21 protein-coding genes and 1 tRNA gene are annotated in these 20,109 nt (G+C 53.1%); 6 read left to right on the plus strand and 16 right to left on the minus strand.

The genetic code is table 11. The annotated features are described in order from the left end of the window. Positions 1-39: 39 nt before the first annotated feature. From ACKQTC_RS05525 to ACKQTC_RS05575, 11 genes are all read right to left on the minus strand, one after another. Entirely contained in the window at positions 40-657 is a 618-nt protein-coding gene (locus tag ACKQTC_RS05525) for a toll/interleukin-1 receptor domain-containing protein (RefSeq protein ID WP_408977434.1), read from the minus strand. Between the two features lie 110 nt (positions 658-767). Next, the gene (gene rpsR / locus ACKQTC_RS05530; RefSeq protein ID WP_091792459.1) at positions 768-1,001 is read right to left on the minus strand and encodes a 30S ribosomal protein S18; all 234 of its coding nucleotides are present in this window, start codon (positions 999-1,001) and stop codon (positions 768-770) included. An 18-nt stretch (positions 1,002-1,019) separates the two neighbouring features. Next, positions 1,020-1,466 (minus strand): single-stranded DNA-binding protein, encoded by a 447-nt coding sequence (locus ACKQTC_RS05535; RefSeq protein ID WP_408977435.1) that lies wholly within the window; start codon positions 1,464-1,466, stop codon positions 1,020-1,022. Positions 1,467-1,489: 23 nt separating this feature from the next. Further along, entirely contained in the window at positions 1,490-1,780 is a 291-nt protein-coding gene (gene rpsF, locus ACKQTC_RS05540; protein WP_408977436.1) for a 30S ribosomal protein S6, read from the minus strand. Positions 1,781-1,901: 121 nt separating this feature from the next. Continuing rightward, positions 1,902-2,195: a DMT family transporter gene (locus ACKQTC_RS05545; RefSeq protein WP_408977437.1), complete on the minus strand. Its 294-nt coding sequence runs from the start codon at positions 2,193-2,195 to the stop codon at positions 1,902-1,904. A 68-nt stretch (positions 2,196-2,263) separates the two neighbouring features. Beyond that, a complete protein-coding gene (locus ACKQTC_RS05550) occupies positions 2,264-3,622 on the minus strand; it encodes a hypothetical protein (RefSeq protein ID WP_408977438.1) in 1,359 nt (452 codons plus the stop codon). A 449-nt stretch (positions 3,623-4,071) separates the two neighbouring features. Beyond that, positions 4,072-4,434, minus strand: coding sequence for a DUF2304 domain-containing protein (locus ACKQTC_RS05555; RefSeq protein WP_408977439.1), 363 nt, complete (start codon positions 4,432-4,434; stop codon positions 4,072-4,074). Positions 4,435-4,445: 11 nt separating this feature from the next. After that, on the minus strand, positions 4,446-5,141 hold the full coding sequence (locus ACKQTC_RS05560; RefSeq protein ID WP_408977440.1) for a glycosyltransferase family 2 protein: 696 nt from the start codon (positions 5,139-5,141) through the stop codon (positions 4,446-4,448). A 162-nt stretch (positions 5,142-5,303) separates the two neighbouring features. Further along, positions 5,304-6,746 (minus strand): nicotinate phosphoribosyltransferase, encoded by a 1,443-nt coding sequence (locus tag ACKQTC_RS05565; protein WP_408977441.1) that lies wholly within the window; start codon positions 6,744-6,746, stop codon positions 5,304-5,306. Positions 6,747-6,762: 16 nt separating this feature from the next. Continuing rightward, positions 6,763-7,617 (minus strand): NUDIX hydrolase, encoded by an 855-nt coding sequence (locus ACKQTC_RS05570; protein WP_408977442.1) that lies wholly within the window; start codon positions 7,615-7,617, stop codon positions 6,763-6,765. Positions 7,618-7,621: 4 nt separating this feature from the next. Then, a complete protein-coding gene (locus tag ACKQTC_RS05575) occupies positions 7,622-8,476 on the minus strand; it encodes a DUF695 domain-containing protein (protein ID WP_408977443.1) in 855 nt (284 codons plus the stop codon). Positions 8,477-8,815: 339 nt separating this feature from the next. Here ACKQTC_RS05575 and metG point away from each other — a divergent pair, with 339 nt between their 5' ends. From metG to ACKQTC_RS05590, 3 genes are all read left to right on the plus strand, one after another. Beyond that, positions 8,816-10,756 (plus strand): methionine--tRNA ligase, encoded by a 1,941-nt coding sequence (gene metG / locus ACKQTC_RS05580; protein ID WP_408977444.1) that lies wholly within the window; start codon positions 8,816-8,818, stop codon positions 10,754-10,756. Then, the gene (locus ACKQTC_RS05585; protein WP_408977445.1) at positions 10,756-11,556 is read left to right on the plus strand and encodes a TatD family hydrolase; all 801 of its coding nucleotides are present in this window, start codon (positions 10,756-10,758) and stop codon (positions 11,554-11,556) included. Before metG ends, ACKQTC_RS05585 begins: the two co-directional genes overlap by 1 nt. A 78-nt stretch (positions 11,557-11,634) precedes the next feature. Further along, the gene (locus ACKQTC_RS05590) at positions 11,635-13,164 is read left to right on the plus strand and encodes a dihydrolipoyl dehydrogenase family protein (RefSeq protein ID WP_408977446.1); all 1,530 of its coding nucleotides are present in this window, start codon (positions 11,635-11,637) and stop codon (positions 13,162-13,164) included. Positions 13,165-13,199: 35 nt separating this feature from the next. On the opposite strand, the gene ACKQTC_RS05595 is transcribed toward ACKQTC_RS05590, so the two are convergent. The 5 genes from ACKQTC_RS05595 to ACKQTC_RS05615 all read right to left on the minus strand — a co-directional run bounded on the left by ACKQTC_RS05595 (position 13,200) and on the right by ACKQTC_RS05615 (position 16,267). Beyond that, complete coding sequence (locus tag ACKQTC_RS05595) at positions 13,200-14,033, minus strand: ubiquinone/menaquinone biosynthesis methyltransferase (protein ID WP_408977447.1); 834 nt, start codon at positions 14,031-14,033, stop codon at positions 13,200-13,202. After that, positions 14,030-14,830, minus strand: coding sequence for a TIGR00282 family metallophosphoesterase (locus ACKQTC_RS05600; RefSeq protein ID WP_408977448.1), 801 nt, complete (start codon positions 14,828-14,830; stop codon positions 14,030-14,032). The genes ACKQTC_RS05595 and ACKQTC_RS05600 overlap by 4 nt, the downstream gene beginning before the upstream one ends. Before the next feature lie 69 nt (positions 14,831-14,899). Then, positions 14,900-14,970 (minus strand) — tRNA-His (locus ACKQTC_RS05605). A gap of 66 nt (positions 14,971-15,036) precedes the next feature. Then, positions 15,037-15,555 carry an adenine phosphoribosyltransferase gene (locus ACKQTC_RS05610; protein ID WP_458295184.1) on the minus strand — a complete coding sequence of 173 codons (519 nt, stop codon included), beginning with the start codon at positions 15,553-15,555 and terminating at the stop codon, positions 15,037-15,039. A 181-nt stretch (positions 15,556-15,736) separates the two neighbouring features. Beyond that, positions 15,737-16,267: a YbaK/EbsC family protein gene (locus tag ACKQTC_RS05615; protein WP_408977449.1), complete on the minus strand. Its 531-nt coding sequence runs from the start codon at positions 16,265-16,267 to the stop codon at positions 15,737-15,739. A 116-nt stretch (positions 16,268-16,383) separates the two neighbouring features. Here ACKQTC_RS05615 and ACKQTC_RS05620 point away from each other — a divergent pair, with 116 nt between their 5' ends. From ACKQTC_RS05620 to ACKQTC_RS05630, 3 genes are all read left to right on the plus strand, one after another. Further along, a complete protein-coding gene (locus tag ACKQTC_RS05620) occupies positions 16,384-17,292 on the plus strand; it encodes a LysR family transcriptional regulator (protein WP_408977450.1) in 909 nt (302 codons plus the stop codon). 72 nt (positions 17,293-17,364) lie between these two features. Further along, positions 17,365-18,456 carry a redox-regulated ATPase YchF gene (gene ychF / locus ACKQTC_RS05625; protein ID WP_408977451.1) on the plus strand — a complete coding sequence of 364 codons (1,092 nt, stop codon included), beginning with the start codon at positions 17,365-17,367 and terminating at the stop codon, positions 18,454-18,456. 183 nt (positions 18,457-18,639) lie between these two features. Further along, on the plus strand, positions 18,640-20,106 hold the full coding sequence (locus tag ACKQTC_RS05630; protein WP_408977452.1) for a helix-turn-helix domain-containing protein: 1,467 nt from the start codon (positions 18,640-18,642) through the stop codon (positions 20,104-20,106). The last annotated feature ends 3 nt before the right edge of the window (positions 20,107-20,109 follow it).

A 20,109-nucleotide genomic window follows, 5' to 3' on the forward strand; every position in this document is an offset into this window, starting at 1 on the left:
AAGGCCCTCCAAGTGGGAGGGCCTTGAAAGATTATCAGTCTATTTTAAAAGGGGACGCAGGTCAGCCACCGGGTCTGGGCTGCCATAGGGGACCCGCCCGGCTTCCTGGGCCAGTAAAAAGGGGAGGATGCTCTTGGCAACGTCATACTTGCTGGTCAACCGGTCTATTTTGGGGTTGTACTTTTCCCGGTACTTTTCAATCCGGCTTTCTTCAGCGGCAGACAGGTTATCATCCTGGTAGGTCTGGTAGAGCAGGCCTTCCACCCACTTTTCATCATCATGGGCATCGATGTCTTCTAATTCAACCAGGATAAGGGGAACGTCCTCTCCATGGTTGGCTAAAAAGGGGGTGCTCTTGAGGTAGTTCAGCTCTTTAGCACATTGGGCGCTGGTCATGGCCGCCTGGCTCATAAAAAAGATGATTCCTTGGCACTTGGGGCTGGCCAGGGCCTTAAAAATAGAGGAATTATAGCCATCGCCCTGGATAAGGTTGGCTTCTGTGTCAATCCAGAGGTTGGCCCCGGCAGCCTGTAGGCCGGCGACGGTTTTGTAAACGGTCTCCCCTTCCCGGGTGGAGTAGGAAATATAATAATAGGGCTGGTCCAGGTCACAGGGGGCAATAGCAGCTGCTTGGTCAGATAAGGCTTGCTTGGTCATAGTCGTCTCCTTTACACAATGCATTTCTAGCTTTACCTATAGGCTTACCCCTTTATTCGACCCCTTAAAAATAGTAAGAAAAAAGCGCCGGCTCTCGCCGACGCTTGGTATCAGTCGTTGGAATACGGTAGTAAGGCCATTGCCCGGGCGCGTTTGATAGCGACCGTTACAGCACGTTGGTGCTTGGCACAGTTACCGGTAATACGACGCGGTAAAATTTTGCCGCGTTCCGTCATGTATTTTTTCAGACGGTTGCTGTCTTTGTAGTCGATATGATCGACTTTATCGACGCAAAAATTGCAGACTTTCTTTCTGGACCGTCTGCCGCGTTCTCGTCTTGCCATGAGAATCTCCTTCCTTAGTTAAAAAGGCAGGTCGTCATCGTCAAAGGTTACTTCCTCACCGAAGCCCCCCTGGGGTGCAGCCGGCCGTTGCGGAGCAGAAAAACCACCAGTCCCCTGGCTGAAGCCGTCTTCTTGAGAGCGGCCGCCAGCTGCGGAACCTAAAAATTCAACGTTATTGGCTTGTACTTCGGCAGTACGACGACGGATGCCGTTATTATCATCATAACTGCGAATTTGCAGTGAGCCTTCAACAGCGACTTGGCGGCCCTTACTCATAAACTTGGCCACGTTTTCAGCTGTTTTCCGCCACACCACAATATCAATGAAATCGGCTTCTCGCTCACCACTCTGGTTTGTAAAAGGTCTATCTACTGCCAGTCTGAAATTACACACAGGAATACCACTTTGCGTATACCGTAATTCGGGGTCTGCCACCAGGCGACCGATCAGAATGATTTTATTCATGGAGAATCCTTTCTTGAGTCAGACTATTCGCCGACACGGGTCACGAGATGACGCAGAAGACGTTCGTCGATCTTCATGAGACGATCCACTTCGTTGACTGCGGCACTGTCACCGTTAAATTTAATGAGGACATAGACACCATCGGTGTATTTTTTGTCGATGGTATAAGCCAAACGACGTTTGCCCCATTTATCAACGGCCGTTACTTCAGCACCTTGATCGGTCAGTACTTTACTGTAACGATCGATGACTTCTTGGGTGCCTTCTTCAGGGACTTCCGTTTTGACGATAAACAGCAATTCATATTCGCGCATTTTGCACCTCCTCCCCCCGGACTAACGGCTCTGCATCAAAATTTACAGAGCAGGGATTACAATCATAAATTATAGCACGTCATAGCCTGAGATGCAAGGCATCGACTGCCTATTTTTTCTTTTAACTCTTTAAATTCATAATAACAACCCCACAGACAGCTAGGGCAATACCCAGGGCCTTTAAAGGCGTCATGCTTTCATCAAAGAGCAAAATGCCGGCCGTCACCGATAAAACATTCACAATAGCCGTGGAAAAGGGCAGGATAAAGCCCAGGTCATTATTGACCACTAGGCTTGTCCATAATAAAAAGCTAATGCCGTACATCACTAGAGCAAAAATCATGGTTATATTAATGTGCAGGTTAAAAGACCCATTTTCCAGGGCAAAAACAATACCTTCTTGGCTAAATTTCATCAGTAGTAAGCCAGTCATTGTAAAAAAGATATAAGCGACAAATATCCCCATACGAACCCCCTTCGATCTCATAGTGCCTCTCTTTCATCGTCCCCAATCTGGCCGGGCCGGCTCATCAAGGCTAAGAAAAGAAATGGAAAGATGAGCCCCTGAAACCATATATAACGAAAATCCTGGGCCGGCATCGTTAGAAAGACAATAATAAAATTACCAAGCCAAGGAAGATGCCAGGCCAGTCCCTGCCGTCGATACATTAAGGTGTAGGCTAAAAGCATGGTTAAGCCTAGCAAGTAAATGCCGCCTCTCCAGAAGAAAGTATCTATTAGAGCATAATCCGTAGTGGTCGAAGCCCAAGTCACTAACCGGTCATAGGCCTGATTTTCATCTCGACTAATGCCATAGGCCTTGGTAACATTTTCATCAATAGCCAGGGTATAGCGATTATTATAGCTTAAAGGGTCCGGCGGTACGCTCCAGCTAAGTAGCCCCAGGTTAAACCGGTCCCCCAGGATCACTGTCGGCGCCTTTTCAAGAGCCTCTATATACCAGTGTAAAGATGAACCTGTACTAATAGGTGACAAGTTTTGAATATAGCGACGCACATATTGAATATAAATATCTGAAAAATAAGGGTTATAGTAGGTCCGCCATTGGTCAGGAGAGGCCACGCCTGCCATAGCCTTCCGTGCTCCTGCTGGTAAATCCCGCTCTCGTTCAGCTACATACATAGCCCCCAGGCCTTGGTAAATAGGCCTTAATTTCATCCCTGCAGGATTTGGATCCGCATCCAGCACTTTCGGCAGGGGCCCTAAAACAAGTGCAATAATGAGCAAACATAAGCCGAGGGCCATAAGAATGCGTCCAGCTCTTTTCTGCTCATACCTGACCATATAATAGAGGCCATAAAGTAGACATAAAGCGAAGGCCAAAACCCCATTATAGCGGAGAAGGACTATCAGTAATAACCCCAGGCAGAAAGCCCCCCATCCCTTGCCCGTCCGAAGAAAGGCTTGGTCCGTTCCGGCTCGGTAGAGCATCAGGGTCATCCATAAGAGGGCAATGGTAAAGGGTATATCCTTCCAGAGGGTCATCAGGTTAATCCCTGTTTGGGGCATCAAGACCAGGGCTAAAATGACAAGATATAAAACGACTGGGCGCAGGCGATTTTTCATGAGTTCACCGGCAAAGGCAGTTGTCACCAAACAAAAGAAAAGAATATGGCAAAGGCTTTGGGCGGACAAGCTACCAGTAGCCATTAAAAGGCCCTTGAGCAAGAGGGTATGGGCGATAGGATGCCAAGTGGTGTAACCGATGCTGCCATCTATCTGCTGCAACTGGTTGAAGGTGTCATAGGACATACTTCCCGGTGCTAAAGCAATATAGTAGCCGGCTAAAATCATTCCCTGTAAAACAAAGATGGCTGCCATATGAAAACGACGGTAAGGCGTACTTTTAGAGCTACAAAGCAGGAGGGGTAAATGCCGCCAAAGTAAGAAAGTATCCCGTGCGGTTATCCCTACTATGATGTAAAGCCCTGAGAGTACAGGCCAAAGGTCTAAAGAAAGCCAGTATCCCCCAGGTTCATAAAGCAGGCCCTTTCCAAAGAAGCAGAAAGTGGCGATGCCCGTTGCCAGTAAAAATATAATGACCTTAGCCACTTGGCCTTTAAAAATGGTCTGCGGCCCTGAGATATATCGAAAGGCCAGGGTCAATCCGATCCAAACCAGTAGGGCTAGACCTACCCGCCAGAGAGGGGTATAGACATGATAAGCTGCGTAGTAGGCACCACAGCAAAGGGCCAGGATTTCTAAAAACCAAAGGACCAACATCCCAAACACACGCTTAGCTGATGGTGTCGGAAACAGTTTGCTTGTCGTCATTCCTTATCCCCCCGCTTATTTTGCTGCCGCAAGCTATACTCCAGCAGGGCCAGCTCTTGAACGGTCCGTACAGTTTGCTGTCTTAATTTGCTCATGGTGACATAATTAAAAAATCCCACCATCACCAAAAATAAAACAGCACAGAAAAAAACAGCGTTCATTGGGCTGGCGACGCCAAGTAAAAAAGCCAACCCATCAATAAAGGCCGGGAATAAGGTCAAAAGAACCGTAACCAATAAACAAAAAAGCCAAGGGAAGGTGATCCGTAGCATTAACTTCTCGCGTCTAACAGCCTCTCCATAGACCAGCAGAGATGCCAAGCAGGCCAAGAGGATGATCACTTGCAAGCGCAATTCCATAATAATACCCCCTATGCATTCGGCTTTAGGGCATCAATAAAAATAGCCAGCGTCACCTTTACCATATAGTAAACACTCCGTAAGGGAGTAATGGAGGACCGACCTTGCTGACGCGCCCTCATTTTCACTGGAACTTCTAGCACCTTGTAGCCACGCCGTAGTATCAAGGCTAAGGTTTCCGGCTCAGGATAGTCACTCGGGTAATAGGCGCAAAAGTCTTGAATGACCTGCCGGTTGACCAACCGCATACCGCTGGTGACATCATAAATCCGCCGCTGGCAGAGCAAGGCGATTAGAGATGACAGAAAACGGATCCCTAATTTCCGCATTCTGGTCGATTGGAAGCCCTGCTTATCAATAAAGCGTGAGCCAATGACCATATCAGCACCGCTTTCAAGCTGAGCGTCCACCAAAGCATCCAGATAGCTGGCATCATGTTGCCCATCTCCGTCAAATTGAATGGCTAAGTCATAATCATATCTTTCTGCAAATAAGTACCCGGCTTGGACTGCACCACCAATGCCTAAATTATAGGGCAGGTGCAAGACAGAATAACCTTTCTCTTCACAAAGCTGGCGGGTGTGGTCTGTCGAACAGTCATTAACAATAATATAATCAAAAGTGGGTGCATGAACCTGGATATCGGCAATGACAGCCTCTAGATTGTTCGCCTCATTATAGGCCGGAATAACGACCAGTTTTCTCATATCCACACCCCTCTCAACTCCCTTTTATTATAACACGAAAGGATAGCCCCTCCCTACCCTACCTTATCTTGTTACCAAACTGTTTCCTAACTAATTAGGCTTATAGTCTTCTTGCAAAAAAAGCCGGCCCCTTGCCAAGGCAAGGGCCGGCTTCTGTCTCATTTATACCCGGTGACGCATCAGCATGTCTTCCCGGAGCTGCCAAAGCTTGTAGGTGAAGTCCACATAATACTTGTGGGGGTTTTCAAACCGGGTGACTTCTTCCCAGAGGGTATCCAGTTTTTCCTGGCAATAGGTCCGGATGGCTTCGACAGAGGGCCGGGCATAGACCAGCTGGCCCTTTTCATAGATGGGTACTTGCAGACGTTCGGCCCGGAAGTTGTCGACCTCTTTCCGTTTCCAGATGGCTTTCGGGTCAAAGAGGGTAAAGGGCTCATCTTCCGGGATGGTCTCATCGGCCAGGGAGATGACATCGGCAATGGCCTTACCGGTATCCCGGTCAAAGAGCCGCCAGGTGCATTTAAAGCCGGGGGTGGTGATTTTATCGACGTTTTCGCTAATCTTAATCCGGGGCTCCAGGGCGCCGGTTTCATCGGCGACGGCCACCATCTTGTAAACCCCGCCAAAGACCGGGTCACTCTTGGCGGTAATGAGCCGCTCGCCGACGCCAAAGGAGTCCAGTTTGGCCCCTTGCAGGAGCAAGTCCCGGATTAGGTATTCATCCAGGCCACCGCTTGCCACAATGGCGCAGTCTTGGTAGCCGGCCTCATCCAGCATCTGCCGGGTCCGCTTGGACAGGTAGGCAATGTCCCCGGAATCAATCCGGACCCCCTTGGGCCGGTAGCCGGCAGGCACCACCACTTCATCAAAGACCTTGATGGCATTGGGGACGCCGCTTTGCAGAACATCGTAGGTGTCGATTAGGAGCGTGCAGTCCTGGGGGTAGACTTCTGCATAGGCCTTGAAGGCTTCATATTCGGAACTGAAAAGTTGCACCCAGCTGTGGGCCATGGTCCCCAGGGCTGGAATGCCCATTTCCCGGTCAGTCCAGGTATTGGCCGAACCGACAGCCCCGGCAATATAGGCTGCCCGGGCCCCGTAATTGGCAGCGTCTGCCCCCTGGGCCCGGCGGGACCCGAACTCCATAACAGCCCGGCCCTGGGCCGCCCGGACAATCCGGTTGGCCTTGGTGGCAATCAGGCACTGGTGGTTCAAGAGAAGGAGGGTCATGGTTTCAAGCATTTGGGCTTGAATCACCGGCCCACGGACGGTCACCAGGGGTTCGCCGGGAAAGACCGGCGTCCCTTCAGGTACGGCCCATACATCACAGGCAAATTCAAAATTAGCCAGGTAGTCTAAAAAGGCTTCGTCAAAAAGGTTCCGCTGGCGCAGGTAGGCGATGTCTTCCGGGGTGAAATGGAGTTTTTCCATGTAGTCAATGACTTGGTCCAGGCCAGCCATAATGGCAAAGCCGCCCTGGTCCGGTAGGGTCCGGAAGTAGGCATCAAATACAGCCACCCGGTCTTTCAAGCCCTTTAAGAAATAGCCGTTGCCCATGGTGAGTTCGTAAAAGTCCATCAGCAGGGTGAGGTTCCGTTTATCCATTCTCTTCTCCTTTTTGTTACAGCCAGATGTCGAAGGGGGCTGAATGAAAGATGGCTTCCGGATCATGACGGTATTCCTGCTCCATAAGGGACAGTCCGGCATCGACATCACTGGTACGAATCAACTTGTGATTCAGGTGGGCAATAAAGGTACTGCGGAGTAATTCTTCGTCTAAGATGGCCTCAAAAACGTATTGGAGCTCTTGCAGGGGAAAGGGTTCCGGCAGGAAGCTGAAGGCAAAGTCAGTCCGGTAGAGCCGGTCCCGCAAGGCAAAAATCCCGGCAGTGATGACCTCCGCATGGTCAAAGGCCAGGTTTTCCACTTCGCCGAGCGGCTGCCGGCGCCAATTGCCCTCGGCATCCCGCCGGATATCGATCTGGGCCTTGATGCTTTCTGCCCCGGCGGTCAGGCCAACCTTGCCGATAAAGGCCTCGTCCCGGGCTTCCAGGTCAAAGGTCAGGTCAAACCACCGGGCCTCGGCTGCATCATCGCCGGCAGCCGGCTCTTGGGGAAAGTCATAGGGCAGGATGGCCAAGTGGCTGACGGTGATGACCCGGGTCCGGGGGTCCCGGTCCGGGGCGCTGTAGCTGGCACACTGGCCATAGTAGGCAGCTTTGAGGCCGGTTTCTTCATATAGTTCCCGGGCGGCACAGGCGGCCAGGTCTTCGCCCATCTCACAAAAACCGCCGGGCAGGGCCCAGCCCCCGGCATAGGGGGGGCGCTTACGCCGGATGAGTAAGAGTTGCAGCCGCCGAGGCCCCCGGCTCGGGGTCAGGCGAAAAAGCAGGGTATCTGCACTGACTGAGGGCCGGTCATAGGCGGAGGCATCGTAATTTTCCAGGAAGGCCTGGTCTTCTTTGGTCAGCTTCATTGGCCTATACCCACTCTTTAATGTCTTCGGTCGGGGAAAGTTCCCAACCATCAAAGATCCCGATAAAGTCTTCCATGACTTCAAAGCAGTCATAGGTCTTCTCGGTAATGGTGGCGTAGGTCAGGTCATGGTGGGCCATGATTCGTAAGCCCATGCTCATCGGCTCCAGGGCCTCGACATACATATGGTCATCGATGATTTCAAAGCCCATCAGTTGAAAGCGGGCTGCGGCCTGGGCCCGGGCTGCCCCGTCCTGGAAGTAGAAGTAATAGCTGACGGCATAGGTGGCCGTCATATCCAGACCGGCTGCTTCCAGGTTAGCCAGCATATGCCGGTTGCGGATGTGCATTAAGTCCATATCCGATGGGAAGAGGGAATTAAAGAAGAACCGCCAGGGGCCGTCTTTTTCCGTCATAAAGTTGAATTCATAGTCGCTGTGCTTGGCAGCCAGACCACCAACAATGGGCGGCAGGTAGTTTTCATCCTGGCCATAGAAGTACATCATCCGGGTCCCGGCATAGGTCACCGAGCCCACAAAGCGGGCATGGCCTTCATTTTCCATCTGTTCAACGATTTCCTTCTCCAGGCTCAAGAGGGCATCCCGTTCATGGGCCTGGTAAAAGCCATCCTCACCGGGGTCCTGAATTTCCACCTGGATGCCCAGAAGCCAATAGTAGGCCGGCACCGGGGCAATTTCCCTTAAGGCCAGGTCGACCTGGACCAGGGCATTGTAGTCGTCTACCTGGGTGACATACAGCTCATAGTGACGGTCACTGTCCATCAGTTTATCATGGCGGACAGGCTGGTCATCAGCAGTAGAGAAGGTAATCATATCTTTAATATCTTTATTATCGCTCATAGGCACTCCTTATAAACATGTAGTCTAAAAAGATTATAACCCATGCCCAATGACCCGTCAAAAAAGAAAGGCCGGGACCAACCTATACCCGGATCAGCTATTGGGTCCTGCCGGCTGGCCGGTTTTTCCTGCGCCCCTCCCCTTCTATCGGCCTTTTGGCCCCTGCCAGCCCCGGGCGGAATCTCGAAAGCCGTCTTCACCTTGCGCAAATATTCAAAAATTTTATCGCAATCGACCAGCCCGGGCCGCCAGTCCCCAGCCTGCTGCGTTGACAAATCTCGCCCCTAAACCCTATACTTATGAAAAGACCCAATGGGCATCCTAAACGAGGAGGATTCTATGAGCGAACAAAAAACCTTCTATATTACCACCCCCATCTACTATCCGAGCGCCAAGCTTCACATCGGTCACGCCTACAGCACCACCATGGCCGATACCCTGCGCCGGTATAAGGACATGCAAGGCTTTAAGACCTATCTTCTCACCGGTTCCGATGAACACGGGATGAAGATTCAGCGGGCGGCTGAAGCAGCCGGCACCACCCCCCAAGCCTATGTTGACCAGATTGTTGCCGGCATCCAAAAGCTCTGGGACCGGTTGATGATTTCCAATGACCAATTCATCCGCACCACCATGCCCTTCCACCACAAGGCCGTACAAAAGTTCTTCCAAAAGGTCTATGATCAGGGCGATATTTACCTGTCCAGCTACGAGGGCCACTACTGCACCTCTTGCGAGACCTTCTTCACCGAAACCCAGGTGGGCGAGGACCACACCTGCCCGGACTGCGGCAAACCGACCGAATGGCTGGAAGAGGAAAGCTACTTCTTCAAGATGAGCAAGTATGCGGACCGCTGGCTTCAGTACATTGAGGACCATCCTGACTTTATCCAACCGACAGCCCGCCGCAATGAAATGATTAGCTTTGTCAAGCAGGGCCTGGAGGACCTCTGCATCTCCCGGACCAGCTTCGACTGGGGCATCAAGGTCCCCATCAATGACAAGCACGTCATCTATGTCTGGTTTGACGCCCTGCTCAACTATATTTCCGCCCTCGGCTGGGGCAGTGAAGATGACAGCCTCTACAAGACCTTCTGGCCGGCCAATGTCCACATGGTTGGTAAGGACATTGCCCGCTTCCATACCATTATTTGGCCTATCATGCTCATGGCTGCCGACCTGCCGATTCCCAAGCATGTCTATGCCCATGGCTGGCTCCTGGTCGGCGGCGGCAAGATGAGTAAGTCCAAGGGGAATGTGGTCGACCCCAATGAGCTCCTGGACAAGTACGGCGTGGACGCCATCCGCTACTTCCTCCTCCGGGAAGTAAGCTTCGGCCAGGACGGCAACTACAGCGAAGAAGCCCTGGTCCGGCGCATCAATACAGACCTGGCCAATGACTATGGCAACCTGGTCAGCCGGACCGTGGCCATGATTGATAAGTACTTCGATGGCCAACTCCCGGCCGCCACAGAGGCCGGCGATGACCTGGACCAGTCCCTCCGCCGCCTGGCTGCAGAAACCGCCGCCAGTGCCGCCAGCCACCTGGATAACCTCCAGTTTCCCCTGGCCCTGGAAGATATTTGGCAACTCATCCGCCGAGCCAACAAATATATCGATGAAACCAGCCCCTGGCTCCTGGCCAAGGATGAGGCCCAAAAAGACCGGCTGGCAACGGTCCTCTACCACTTATACGATAGCATCCGGATTGTGACCACCATGCTGACCCCCTTCATGCCGGCCCTACCGGCCCGGTGTGGCGCCCAGCTCAACTACGACTTCAGCCAAGAGACCTGGGCCGATGCCGCCCTCTGGGGCAAGTCCCAAGCCGGCACCCAAGTCCACAAGGGCGAGGCCCTCTTCCCCCGGATTGACCCCAAGTCCCTGGATTTACCGGTCGAGCCAGCCCCGGCAGCGGCACCAGCAGCTGACCAGGCCCCCGGCAAGCCGACGGTGACCTACGATGACTTCGCCAAGCTGGACCTCCGCCTGGCCAAGGTCCTGGCCTGCGAACCGGTGGAAAAGGCCGACCGCTTGCTAAAATTCCGCCTGGATATCGGCACAGAGGAAAGAACCGTTGTCTCCGGCATCCGGTCCAGCTATGAAAATCCTGAAGACCTGGTCGGCAAACAGGTAGTTATGATTGCCAACCTGGCCCCGAAAAAAATCCGGGGCATTGAAAGTCACGGCATGCTCCTAACCGCTGCCAGCGACGACGATGCCGTTCTGGAACTTCTGCAGGTGGCTAAAGAGATGCCCGCCGGATCGGAGATATCCTAATGGCTAAACTCTTTGACTCCCATGCCCATATCCTGGACCCGGCCTTCCAGGAAGACTTTGACCAGGTCCTGACCCGGACCCTTGAGGCCTGCGGCGCCATTATGAATGTAGGGTGTGAAAGCCTGGAGGACTTTGAGAAGACGGTCCAACTGGCTGAAAACCACCCCACGATCTTTGCCGCGGTGGCCCTCCACCCAGCCAATGAACCGGACCGAACCGAGGCCCTCATGGACCGCTTGGCCGACCTGGCCCGCCACCCCCAGGTCCGGGCCATTGGTGAAACCGGCCTGGACTACTACTGGATGACCTCCGGCAAGGAGGCCCAGATGACCCTTTTACGGGACCATATCGACCTGGCCAAGGCCGTGAATAAGCCCATCATCATCCATGACCGGGACGCCCATCGGGACTGCCTGGACACCCTCTGGGCCAATGATGCCCAGTCGGTTGGTGGCGTCTTCCACGCCTATAGCGGGTCTGTCGAAATGATGGAAGAAATCCTGGCCCACAACTTCTATATCGGAATTGGGGGCGTGGTTACCTTTAAAAACGCCAAAACCATCAAAGAAGTGGCCAAGGCCGTCCCCCTGGACCGGCTGGTCATTGAAACAGACTGTCCCTACCTGACCCCGGCCCCCTACCGGGGCAAGCGGAATGAGCCGGCCTACACCCGCTATGTGGCCGAAGCCATTAGCGACCTGCGCGGTGAACCGGTGGACCGGATCATCGACCAGACCTGGCACAATGCCTGCCGCCTCTTTAAACTGGATCCCGAGGACCTGAGCCTCTTAGACCAGTAATAAATACCCCCTTTGTCACCGGCAAAGGGGGTTTATCTTACCCTTTCAGGGTATGTAGTCATTGATGAGGAGGATGAGATGATGAAAAAATATGATGTCATCGTTATCGGTACCGGATCCGGTAATATTATTTTAGAGGCCGCCTTAAAGAAAGGCCTATCCTGCGCCCAAATCGAGCGGGCCAAGTTTGGCGGCACCTGCTTGACCCGGGGCTGTATCCCCACCAAGGTCATGGTCACTGCTGCTGATCGTCTGTATGAAATCCGTGATTCAGGCGAGCTGGGCATTGAAGCCGGCGCGCCAAAGGTCAATTGGGAGGTCATCAGCCAGCGGGTCTGGCAAAAGATTGATGAAAGCAAGGACCTCCACCGCTTTTACCTGAATGAAAAAAACCTGGATGTCTATGAAGGAGAAGGCTACTTCACCGGAGACCATACCCTGAAAGTCCGTCTCAACGCCGGTGGCGAATCTGAAGAAATCACCGCCCCTAAAATCTATATTGGCGTCGGTGGGCGAACCAATATACCGGAGATCGAGGGGCTAGACCAGGTCCCCTACGCCACCAGCGAAGACTATTTTGGCCCGGCCTGGCCGGACAAACCCTACAAGGACGTTATCGTCATTGGTGGCGGGGCCATTGGCTGTGAGTTTGCCCATATTTTCCGGGCCTTTGGGGCCAAGGTCCAGCTGGTCCAGCATAATGTCCGCCTCCTGCCCAAGTCGGACGAAGAAATGAGCGCCGCCATCCTGAATAACCTCCGCTTAGACGGGATTACCGTCTACCTGAACAAAAAAACCCCCAAGGTCAAGCCCAAGGGGGACGGCCTGACCCTGACCATCCGCGACCGGGCTGATGACAGCCTCACAGATATTGACGCCGACCTGCTCTTTATCTGCCCGGGCATCATACCCAATAGCGACAGCCTGGCCCTGAAAAATACCAACATCGAGACCAATAGCCGGGGCTGGATCCCCACCAATGAATTCTTAGAAACCTCTGTCGAAGGGGTCTACGCCTTCGGCGATATCAACGGCCTCCACCAATTCCGCCACAAGGCCAATTATGAGGCGGATATCCTGGCCCATAACCATTTCCTGGCGGAAGATGACGAAGACCGCCGCTGGGCCCGGTATGACCTGGTCCCGGCTGTAACCTATACCCATCCGGAAGTGGCCGATGTGGGCCTGACGGAAGCCCAGGCCATAGAAGCCGGCCACCAGGTCCGGGTGGGCCGCTGGCACTATTACGAAACCGCTAAGGGCTTTGCCCTGGGCTACAACCCGGATAGCCGGGCCAAGGCCTTTGCCAAGCTCATCGTTGACGCCCAAGACGGGACCCTCCTGGGGGCCCACGCCATCGGGCCCTATGCCTCAGCCCTGATTCAACCCTACCTGAACCTGATGAATGCCGGGCCTACCCCCCTGGAGGCCATCAATGAGGTCATCGCCAGCCCCGAAACCGAACAATTACGGTCTGCCGGCCTGGTCCGCGACATGGACCCCCATAAGCTCCGGACCGTCCGGGAAACCATGGTCCCCCATCCCTCCCTGTCTGAAGTGGGCATTTGGCCCTACTATGACTTAGAGGCCCAGGAAGACAAGGCATAAAAAAGAGCGAGTACCCAGCCGGGTACTCGCTTTTGTTAGCCTTTGATACGCTTGATTAAGGAAAGGCACTTGTTTTTCACCTGAACGATGGGCCCCAGGACCCGGTCAAGTATCGTCGGCTCCGGCCGGAGGCTTTCCTCCGGCGTCGGCTTGCGGCCAACGTAAATCGTCGTGGCCCCAAAGCCGCAGGACCGGGTATGGACATCGACCAGGCCGGCTTCCTTGTAATAGCGGCAAATGGTCCTCCGGTTGGGGAAGGACCGGAGGGATTCGGCCAACCAGGCGTAGGGGCTATACTGGTCCCCGACCAGCCGGCGGCTGACCAGCCGGTCTCCGAGCCAGGGTACCACCTTGTAATAATAAAAGTTAAAGAATAACCGGGCCGGTGGGAAGAGGGGCCGGCTGACTTCAATACAAACCACCTTGCCGCCGGAGCGGACAGCCCGGGCCATTTCCCGGATGGCCCGGGGAATATCCGTCACATTCCGCAGGGCATAGCCACAGGTGGCCGCGTCAAAAGAACCAGTGGATACCGGCAAGTTAAGGGCATCCCCTTCTTTAAAACTGATGTTGTCAACCTGGCGCTGGGCCTGTTTTTCTCTGGCCGCAGCCAGCATTTCCCGGGAGAGGTCAACCCCGACGCTTTCCCCGTAGGGGCCGGCTAGCTTGGCCAGTTGGAAAGCCATTTCCCCGGTCCCGCAGCACACATCCAGGCCGCGACCGGCCAGGGGAAGGTCGGTGTACCGCATGACCCGCCGCTGCCACATGGGCAGCATGCCCCAGGTCATGAGCATATTCATCCGGTCATAGTCACCGGCAATGGTATCGAATACTTGGTTCACAAAGGATGCCTTTTCTGCACCGTTCACAATAAGCCTCCTTCTTCATTGAGAATAAACTGGTGGGTTTTGATATCTACTGCCAGGCCGGCCTCATTTAAGGTCAGCGCTGTTGCATTAAAGACCCCGGGCCAAGCCGGAGCCTGGCGGTAGCGGCTGGGCCGCTGGGTGGTGAACCGGGTCTTGGCCAGGTCAATATCCAGGCCAATGACGCTTTCATAGGGACCGGTCATCCCTACATCGGTCTGGTAGGCGGTGCCGGCCGGTAAGAGCCGGGCATCTGCTGTGGGCACATGGGTATGGGTGCCTAGGACCGCACTCACCTGACCGTCCAGGAAGTAGCCCAGGGTCACCTTTTCGCTCGTGGCCTCGGCATGGATATCCACCACAATGTGCCGGATGCCCTCGGCCTTGATATCCGCCAGGACCCCTTCTATACCTAAAAACGGAGAGGGCAGGGCGGAGCAGAGGGCATTGCCCATGGCCGCCAGAACCGCCACCTGGTGCTTACCTGTATCCACCAGACACCAGCCCTGGCCCGGTGTGCCCGGCGGATAGTTGAAAGGCCGGACCAGGCGGCTGGCATCATCGATATAATTATAAATATCATGATTATCCCAGGCGTGGTTCCCCAGAGTGACTACATCCACCCCAATGGATAGCAGGGCCCGGTATTCCGATTCCGCCAAGCCGTTCCTGACGGATACATTCTCCCCATTGGCAACCACCAGGTCAAAGGACCCCTCTCGCCGTAACCGGCGCAGAGCCATCTCTGCCAGGTCGATGGATGCCGGCCCCACCATGTCTCCTATAAATAACAGCCTCAACAGGCGCCTCCTTATAAATCTGCCAACAAAAAAACGCACCCACATCCATACGGCGAGTGCGTCGACGTTAGGAAACGACAGGATTCGAACCTGCACCCTAGGTGCCACAACCTAGCGTGATACCATTTCACCACATTTCCTTTCGACTTACCAATATTATAGCAGTATCTTTCACTAATGGCAATATTATAAAATAAAATGAATATTTAAAAAGTGACCAGGCTATGCACCTTGTAACCCTCTAAGAGGTCTCGGCCATTCAGGTAGGTCAGCTCAGATACAAATAAGAAAGAGGATACCACCCCTCCCAATTCTTCAACCATCTGGGCCGTAGCCTTGGCGGTGCCCCCGGTTGCAATGAGGTCATCGACAATTAAAACCTTGGACCCGGGCGGAAAAGCATCGGCGTGCATTTCGATGGTTGCCTCGCCATATTCCAGGGTACAGGTGGCCGACACCGTTTCCCGAGGCAGCTTGCCTGCCTTACGAACCGGTACAAAGGGCTTGCCCAGCTCATAGGCCAGGACCGGGGCAAACATAAAGCCGCGGGCCTCAATCCCAATAATGACATCAATGGCTTCGCCTTCAATGGCCTTGAGCATTTCATCGATGGCCAGCTTAAAGCCGTCAGCATCGCCTAAAACAGAGGTAATATCACGGAATAAGATGCCTTCCGCCGGGAAATCTTCAATGGTGGTATAGTATGATTCAAGGGTTCTTTTCACGGGACCACTCCTCTCTGCCCCCATCATATCAAATGACGAAAGCCCCTGCAATGACCAGTCAGGGCATAAAAAAGGCCTTACCGCCAGCAGGCAATAAGGCAGAACGTGACTCAGTGCTCACTTGAACCATCAAGCGCTCCCATGCACCAATTCACGAGAGGGGGTATCTTCATCTGCGGGATTAAATAAGGGTCACTTGCCGTCCGCAGGCCGGTAAGTATAAGTTGAGCAAGTCCTGACTGGCTATTTTCAAGTAGCCGGTCGGGGTCCCGTCTGTGCAGCCTAAGGTAGGGGCAGCCAGGCAGGCTTGGTCAATGACCAGCTGGACTTCCCGGGCGGCGGGCCAGACGGCACTTAAAATGGTGGTCCCGCCAACATCGGTCCCCAGGAGGGACTGGAGTGCGCTGGCCTTGGCAAACTGGGCCCGGGCTACACCTAGGGCCTGGCTAAAGGCCGAGGCCTTGTAGGGGGCCTCCCCCGGCAACACGTAGAGGTAATAGGCTGTCTCTTGCCGGTTGGTCAGGAGCAGGCTCTTGACGATTTTTGTGGCCAGGCGGTCTTCAATCGCCGCACAGTCTTCCATCCGGATGGCTGCTTCGCAGGCCACCCGCTGGTAGGGCATCTCTAGCTCCTCTAAGAGGGCGTAAATCCGCTCCTGAACTGGCGTTAAGGGGCCAGTGGGTGGGCTGGTGACAGGATCGCTGACAAACATATCAAGTGCTCCTTTTCCCTTGTCTTCTTGTTTATTTTACTTTATCATAAATTAGTGCATTAAGAAAACGAATGTTTATCATTGCTACTATGCGTTTTTATCATGAGGTGCTGGTGATGGATAAAAACTTATCGAAGTACATGGCCCTGCTGAAGACCGTAGATACCGGGAGTTTTACCCGGGCAGCAGAGGCCTTGAATTACTCCCAGTCCGGCATTAGCCGGATGATTGCCGACCTGGAAAAAGAATGGCAGGTCTACCTCTTAGACCGGACGACCGCCCCCCTGTCCCTGACCCCTGAAGGCCAACAACTGCTGCCCTATGTCAAGGCCCTCATCGCAGACTACGATGACTTACAGGATGAGGTCCAACGCCTGCATGGGGTCGAAAGCGGCCATATTCGGATCGGCACCTTTACCAGCGTGGCCATCCACTGGCTCCCGGCCCTGATCCAGCGCTTTCAGGCCGATTACCCGGGTATAGACTATGAAATCATGCTGGGCGACTACCCGGAAGTGGAGCAGTGGCTCAATGAGGGCAGCGTCGACTGTGGCTTTTTACGCCTGCCCTATGAGGGTAATTTTGACTATATCCCCCTCGGCCATGACCACCTCATCGCCGTCCTGCCCCCGGACCACCCCCTAAGCAAGGGCGAGACCGTTTCCTTAAAGGCCATGAGCCAGGAACCCCTCCTCCTCTGGCAAAAGGAAGGCAAGACATCAGAGGTGACGGTGCTTTTTGAGGCCAACGGGCTGACCCCGAATATCCGCTTCACCACCTATGACGACTATGTCATCATGGCCATGGTTGAAAGCGGCATCGGGGTCTCCATCATGCCCCAGCTGGTCCTGGAGCGGTCCCCCTACCAGCTGGTCACGCGAGAACTGGACACCACCCTGACCCGGCAAATTGTCCTGGCCACCAAGGCCAGCCGGCGCCAGTCACCGGCGGTGGAACGCTTTATCAGCTACCTACAAGCTGCCCAGGAAGGCCTCGGCGAAGAGACCCCAACCGCCAAGCCATAATTGCAAAAGCCTCAGCCGTCTACTATAATAACCAGGAGATAGAATGCCTCACGTTGAAAGGATGAAGTATAGATGAAACTAGGGATTGTCGGTCTGCCGAACGTCGGCAAGAGTACCCTCTTTAATTCGCTTACCAAGGCCGGCGCAGAATCGGCCAATTACCCCTTTTGTACCATTGACCCCAATGTCGGGATTGTCACCGTACCGGATGAACGGCTGGACAAGCTGTCGGCCATCAGCGGGAGCCAAAAAATCCTGCCGGCAGTCATTGAATTTGTGGATATTGCCGGGCTGGTGAAAGGCGCCAGTAAGGGCGAAGGGTTGGGCAACCAGTTTCTTTCCCACATTCGTGAGGTAGATGCCATTGTCCATGTTGTCCGCTGCTTTGACGATAGCAACATCATCCATGTGGATGGCAACATTGACCCTGTCCGGGACATTGAAACCATCAACCTGGAACTGATTTTTGCCGATATGGAGGCTGTTGACCGCCGGCTCCAGCGGACGGCCAAGGGCCAAAAGACCCAGGACAAGGACCTGATTGCTGAAGACGGCTGCCTAAAAGCCCTCTATAGCCACTTAGAAGCCGGCCAAAGTGCCCGCAGTTTTGAACCGGATAACCCGGACCACCAGGTCTTTATTGACCGGCTCAACCTTTTAACCGCCAAGCCCGTCCTCTATGCAGCCAACGTCGCCGAAGATGATTTAGCGGACGAAAATGCCTATGTGGCCGCTGTCCGCGACCATGCCGCCCAGGAGGGGTCTGAAGTCTTTGTGGTATCCGCCTCTGTGGAACAGGAAATCGCCGAACTGGACGATGATGAGCGCCAGGAATTTTTAGATGACCTGGGCATCTCTTCCGGCGGCTTGGACCGGCTCATTGCCGCCAGCTACAAGTTGCTCGGCCTGATCAGCTACCTGACCACCGGCGAAAAGGAAACCCGCGCCTGGACCATCACCAAGGGCACCAAGGCCCCCGGGGCCGCCGGTAAAATTCACTCCGACTTCGAAAAGGGCTTTATCCGGGCCCAGGTCATCTCCTATGATGACTTTATCCTCTACCAAGGCGAAGCCGGGGCCAGAGAAGCCGGCAAACTCCGTCTGGAAGGTAAGGACTATGTGGTCCAAGACGGCGATGTCATCGAATTTTTATTTAATGTATAATTTTTGTAGAAGCCGTCCCTAGAGGACGGTTTCTTTACTATCCACTACTTTCTAACCAACCTGGCTATTACCAAATGATAATCAGGCCACAGGCTCAGGACAATCATGGTATAATAGCTATTATCCCACACAGGACCATAAATACCTGCAGCCCCTCTCTTGCCAATCTAGGAGGCACCTTGTATGGAGTACGCAAAATTATTAAAATGGCTGATTGATGTATCTGACCAAAAGCTGCAAGACATTGCCAACCTTTTATTTTATGATTTCTCTTACATCAGCAAGTGGATTAACGGCAAGTCAATCCCCTCCATCTCTTCCGTCTCTGCCATTCACAATGAGCTAGCCTCCTTGTTCTCCAGCATCCTCTTTAATTCCGATAAAAAAGACACCCTCTCTGCAGTCTTAGCCAAAAATGCCAATTACTCCACCCAATCCATGCTGAATAAATCCCTTTATAATGGCCTAACGGCAGCTTATTTTGAGACCTACAGAAAATCCAATGTTCCGCCTCTTGAGACCTCGGAAGACCATCAGGTTATCGTAGGCAAGAAAAAAATAGCCGGCTTTTTATATGCCCTTTTTGCTGCAGACCTAGACCTCGAACACATCGAAGTCTTCTCCACCCTGCCCACTAACCAATCCATCACCTTATTGGACTGGTTTGATCAATTATGGCTCTTCGGCCTAAAGGCGCCTGTTACCTTAAACTTATTAGTAGATGCCCTCCCCCAAGCCCCTGAGCAAGAAGACTTGCTATGCTACATCAAGGCCCTGGGCCTCTTATCTTATTATGACTTAAATATTTTCACTTATACCGATACACAAACAGATAGTCCCTACCTCTATGTGAAGAATAAATTCGTCGTCTTTTTCCAATCCTTTTATGATGGCCAGCCCCTGATGATTACCTTCTCTAAAAATCCGGACTTACTCAAGCACCTAAACCGCAACAATAACCGGCTCTTTAGGTACAGCAGCCCCTTATTGAAAACTATTGATAACTTCGCCTTTGAAAAGTCTCAATACGAACAAAACCTGGCTGGCGATAAAGCTAAAATCTTCACCTCTTATATTGACGGTTGCTTGAGTGACACCCTCCAACTGAAGCAGGTTCTCAGCAAAAATAAGGTCAACCAAAAACAAGCGGCTATCCTGGATAACCTCTTGGCCTTGCAGGGCTACGCCTTTTCCAATAAGCATTATGAGATTACCTTTAACGTCTCATCGCTCTTGGCCTCTATAGAAAGTCGAAAGGTCTCTGTAGGGCCCTACTACCTAACCCTCCCCAAAACGGCTTATAAACGCTACCTAAAATCTCTTAAAGAAAACCTGACCCACTTAGACCAACATACTTATGCGGTAATTGACACCCAGTATATGACCAACTTTAACTGGGACTATTATATGTCCTTTATCTTGAGAAAAAACAGCTTTATCATGAAAAAACTGGACCCCTTTGATACCACCAGGTTCAAGTACCTGGTTTCCTATGACCCTTCTGTCTGTCGATTCATCAGCCAGCTTCTAGCTGCCCTCCAACAAACAACTTACGTCCGCAATATCTCTATAGAGGATATCAAATCCCTCATCGCCTCTAAACTCCTCGCCTTAGAAATATTGGATAAAGCCACTTCTCCGTCCCCCTAAAAT

It is taken from the genome of Peptococcus simiae, from assembly GCF_046097595.1.
In the GTDB taxonomy this organism is placed as follows: Bacteria; Bacillota; Peptococcia; order Peptococcales; family Peptococcaceae; genus Peptococcus; species Peptococcus simiae.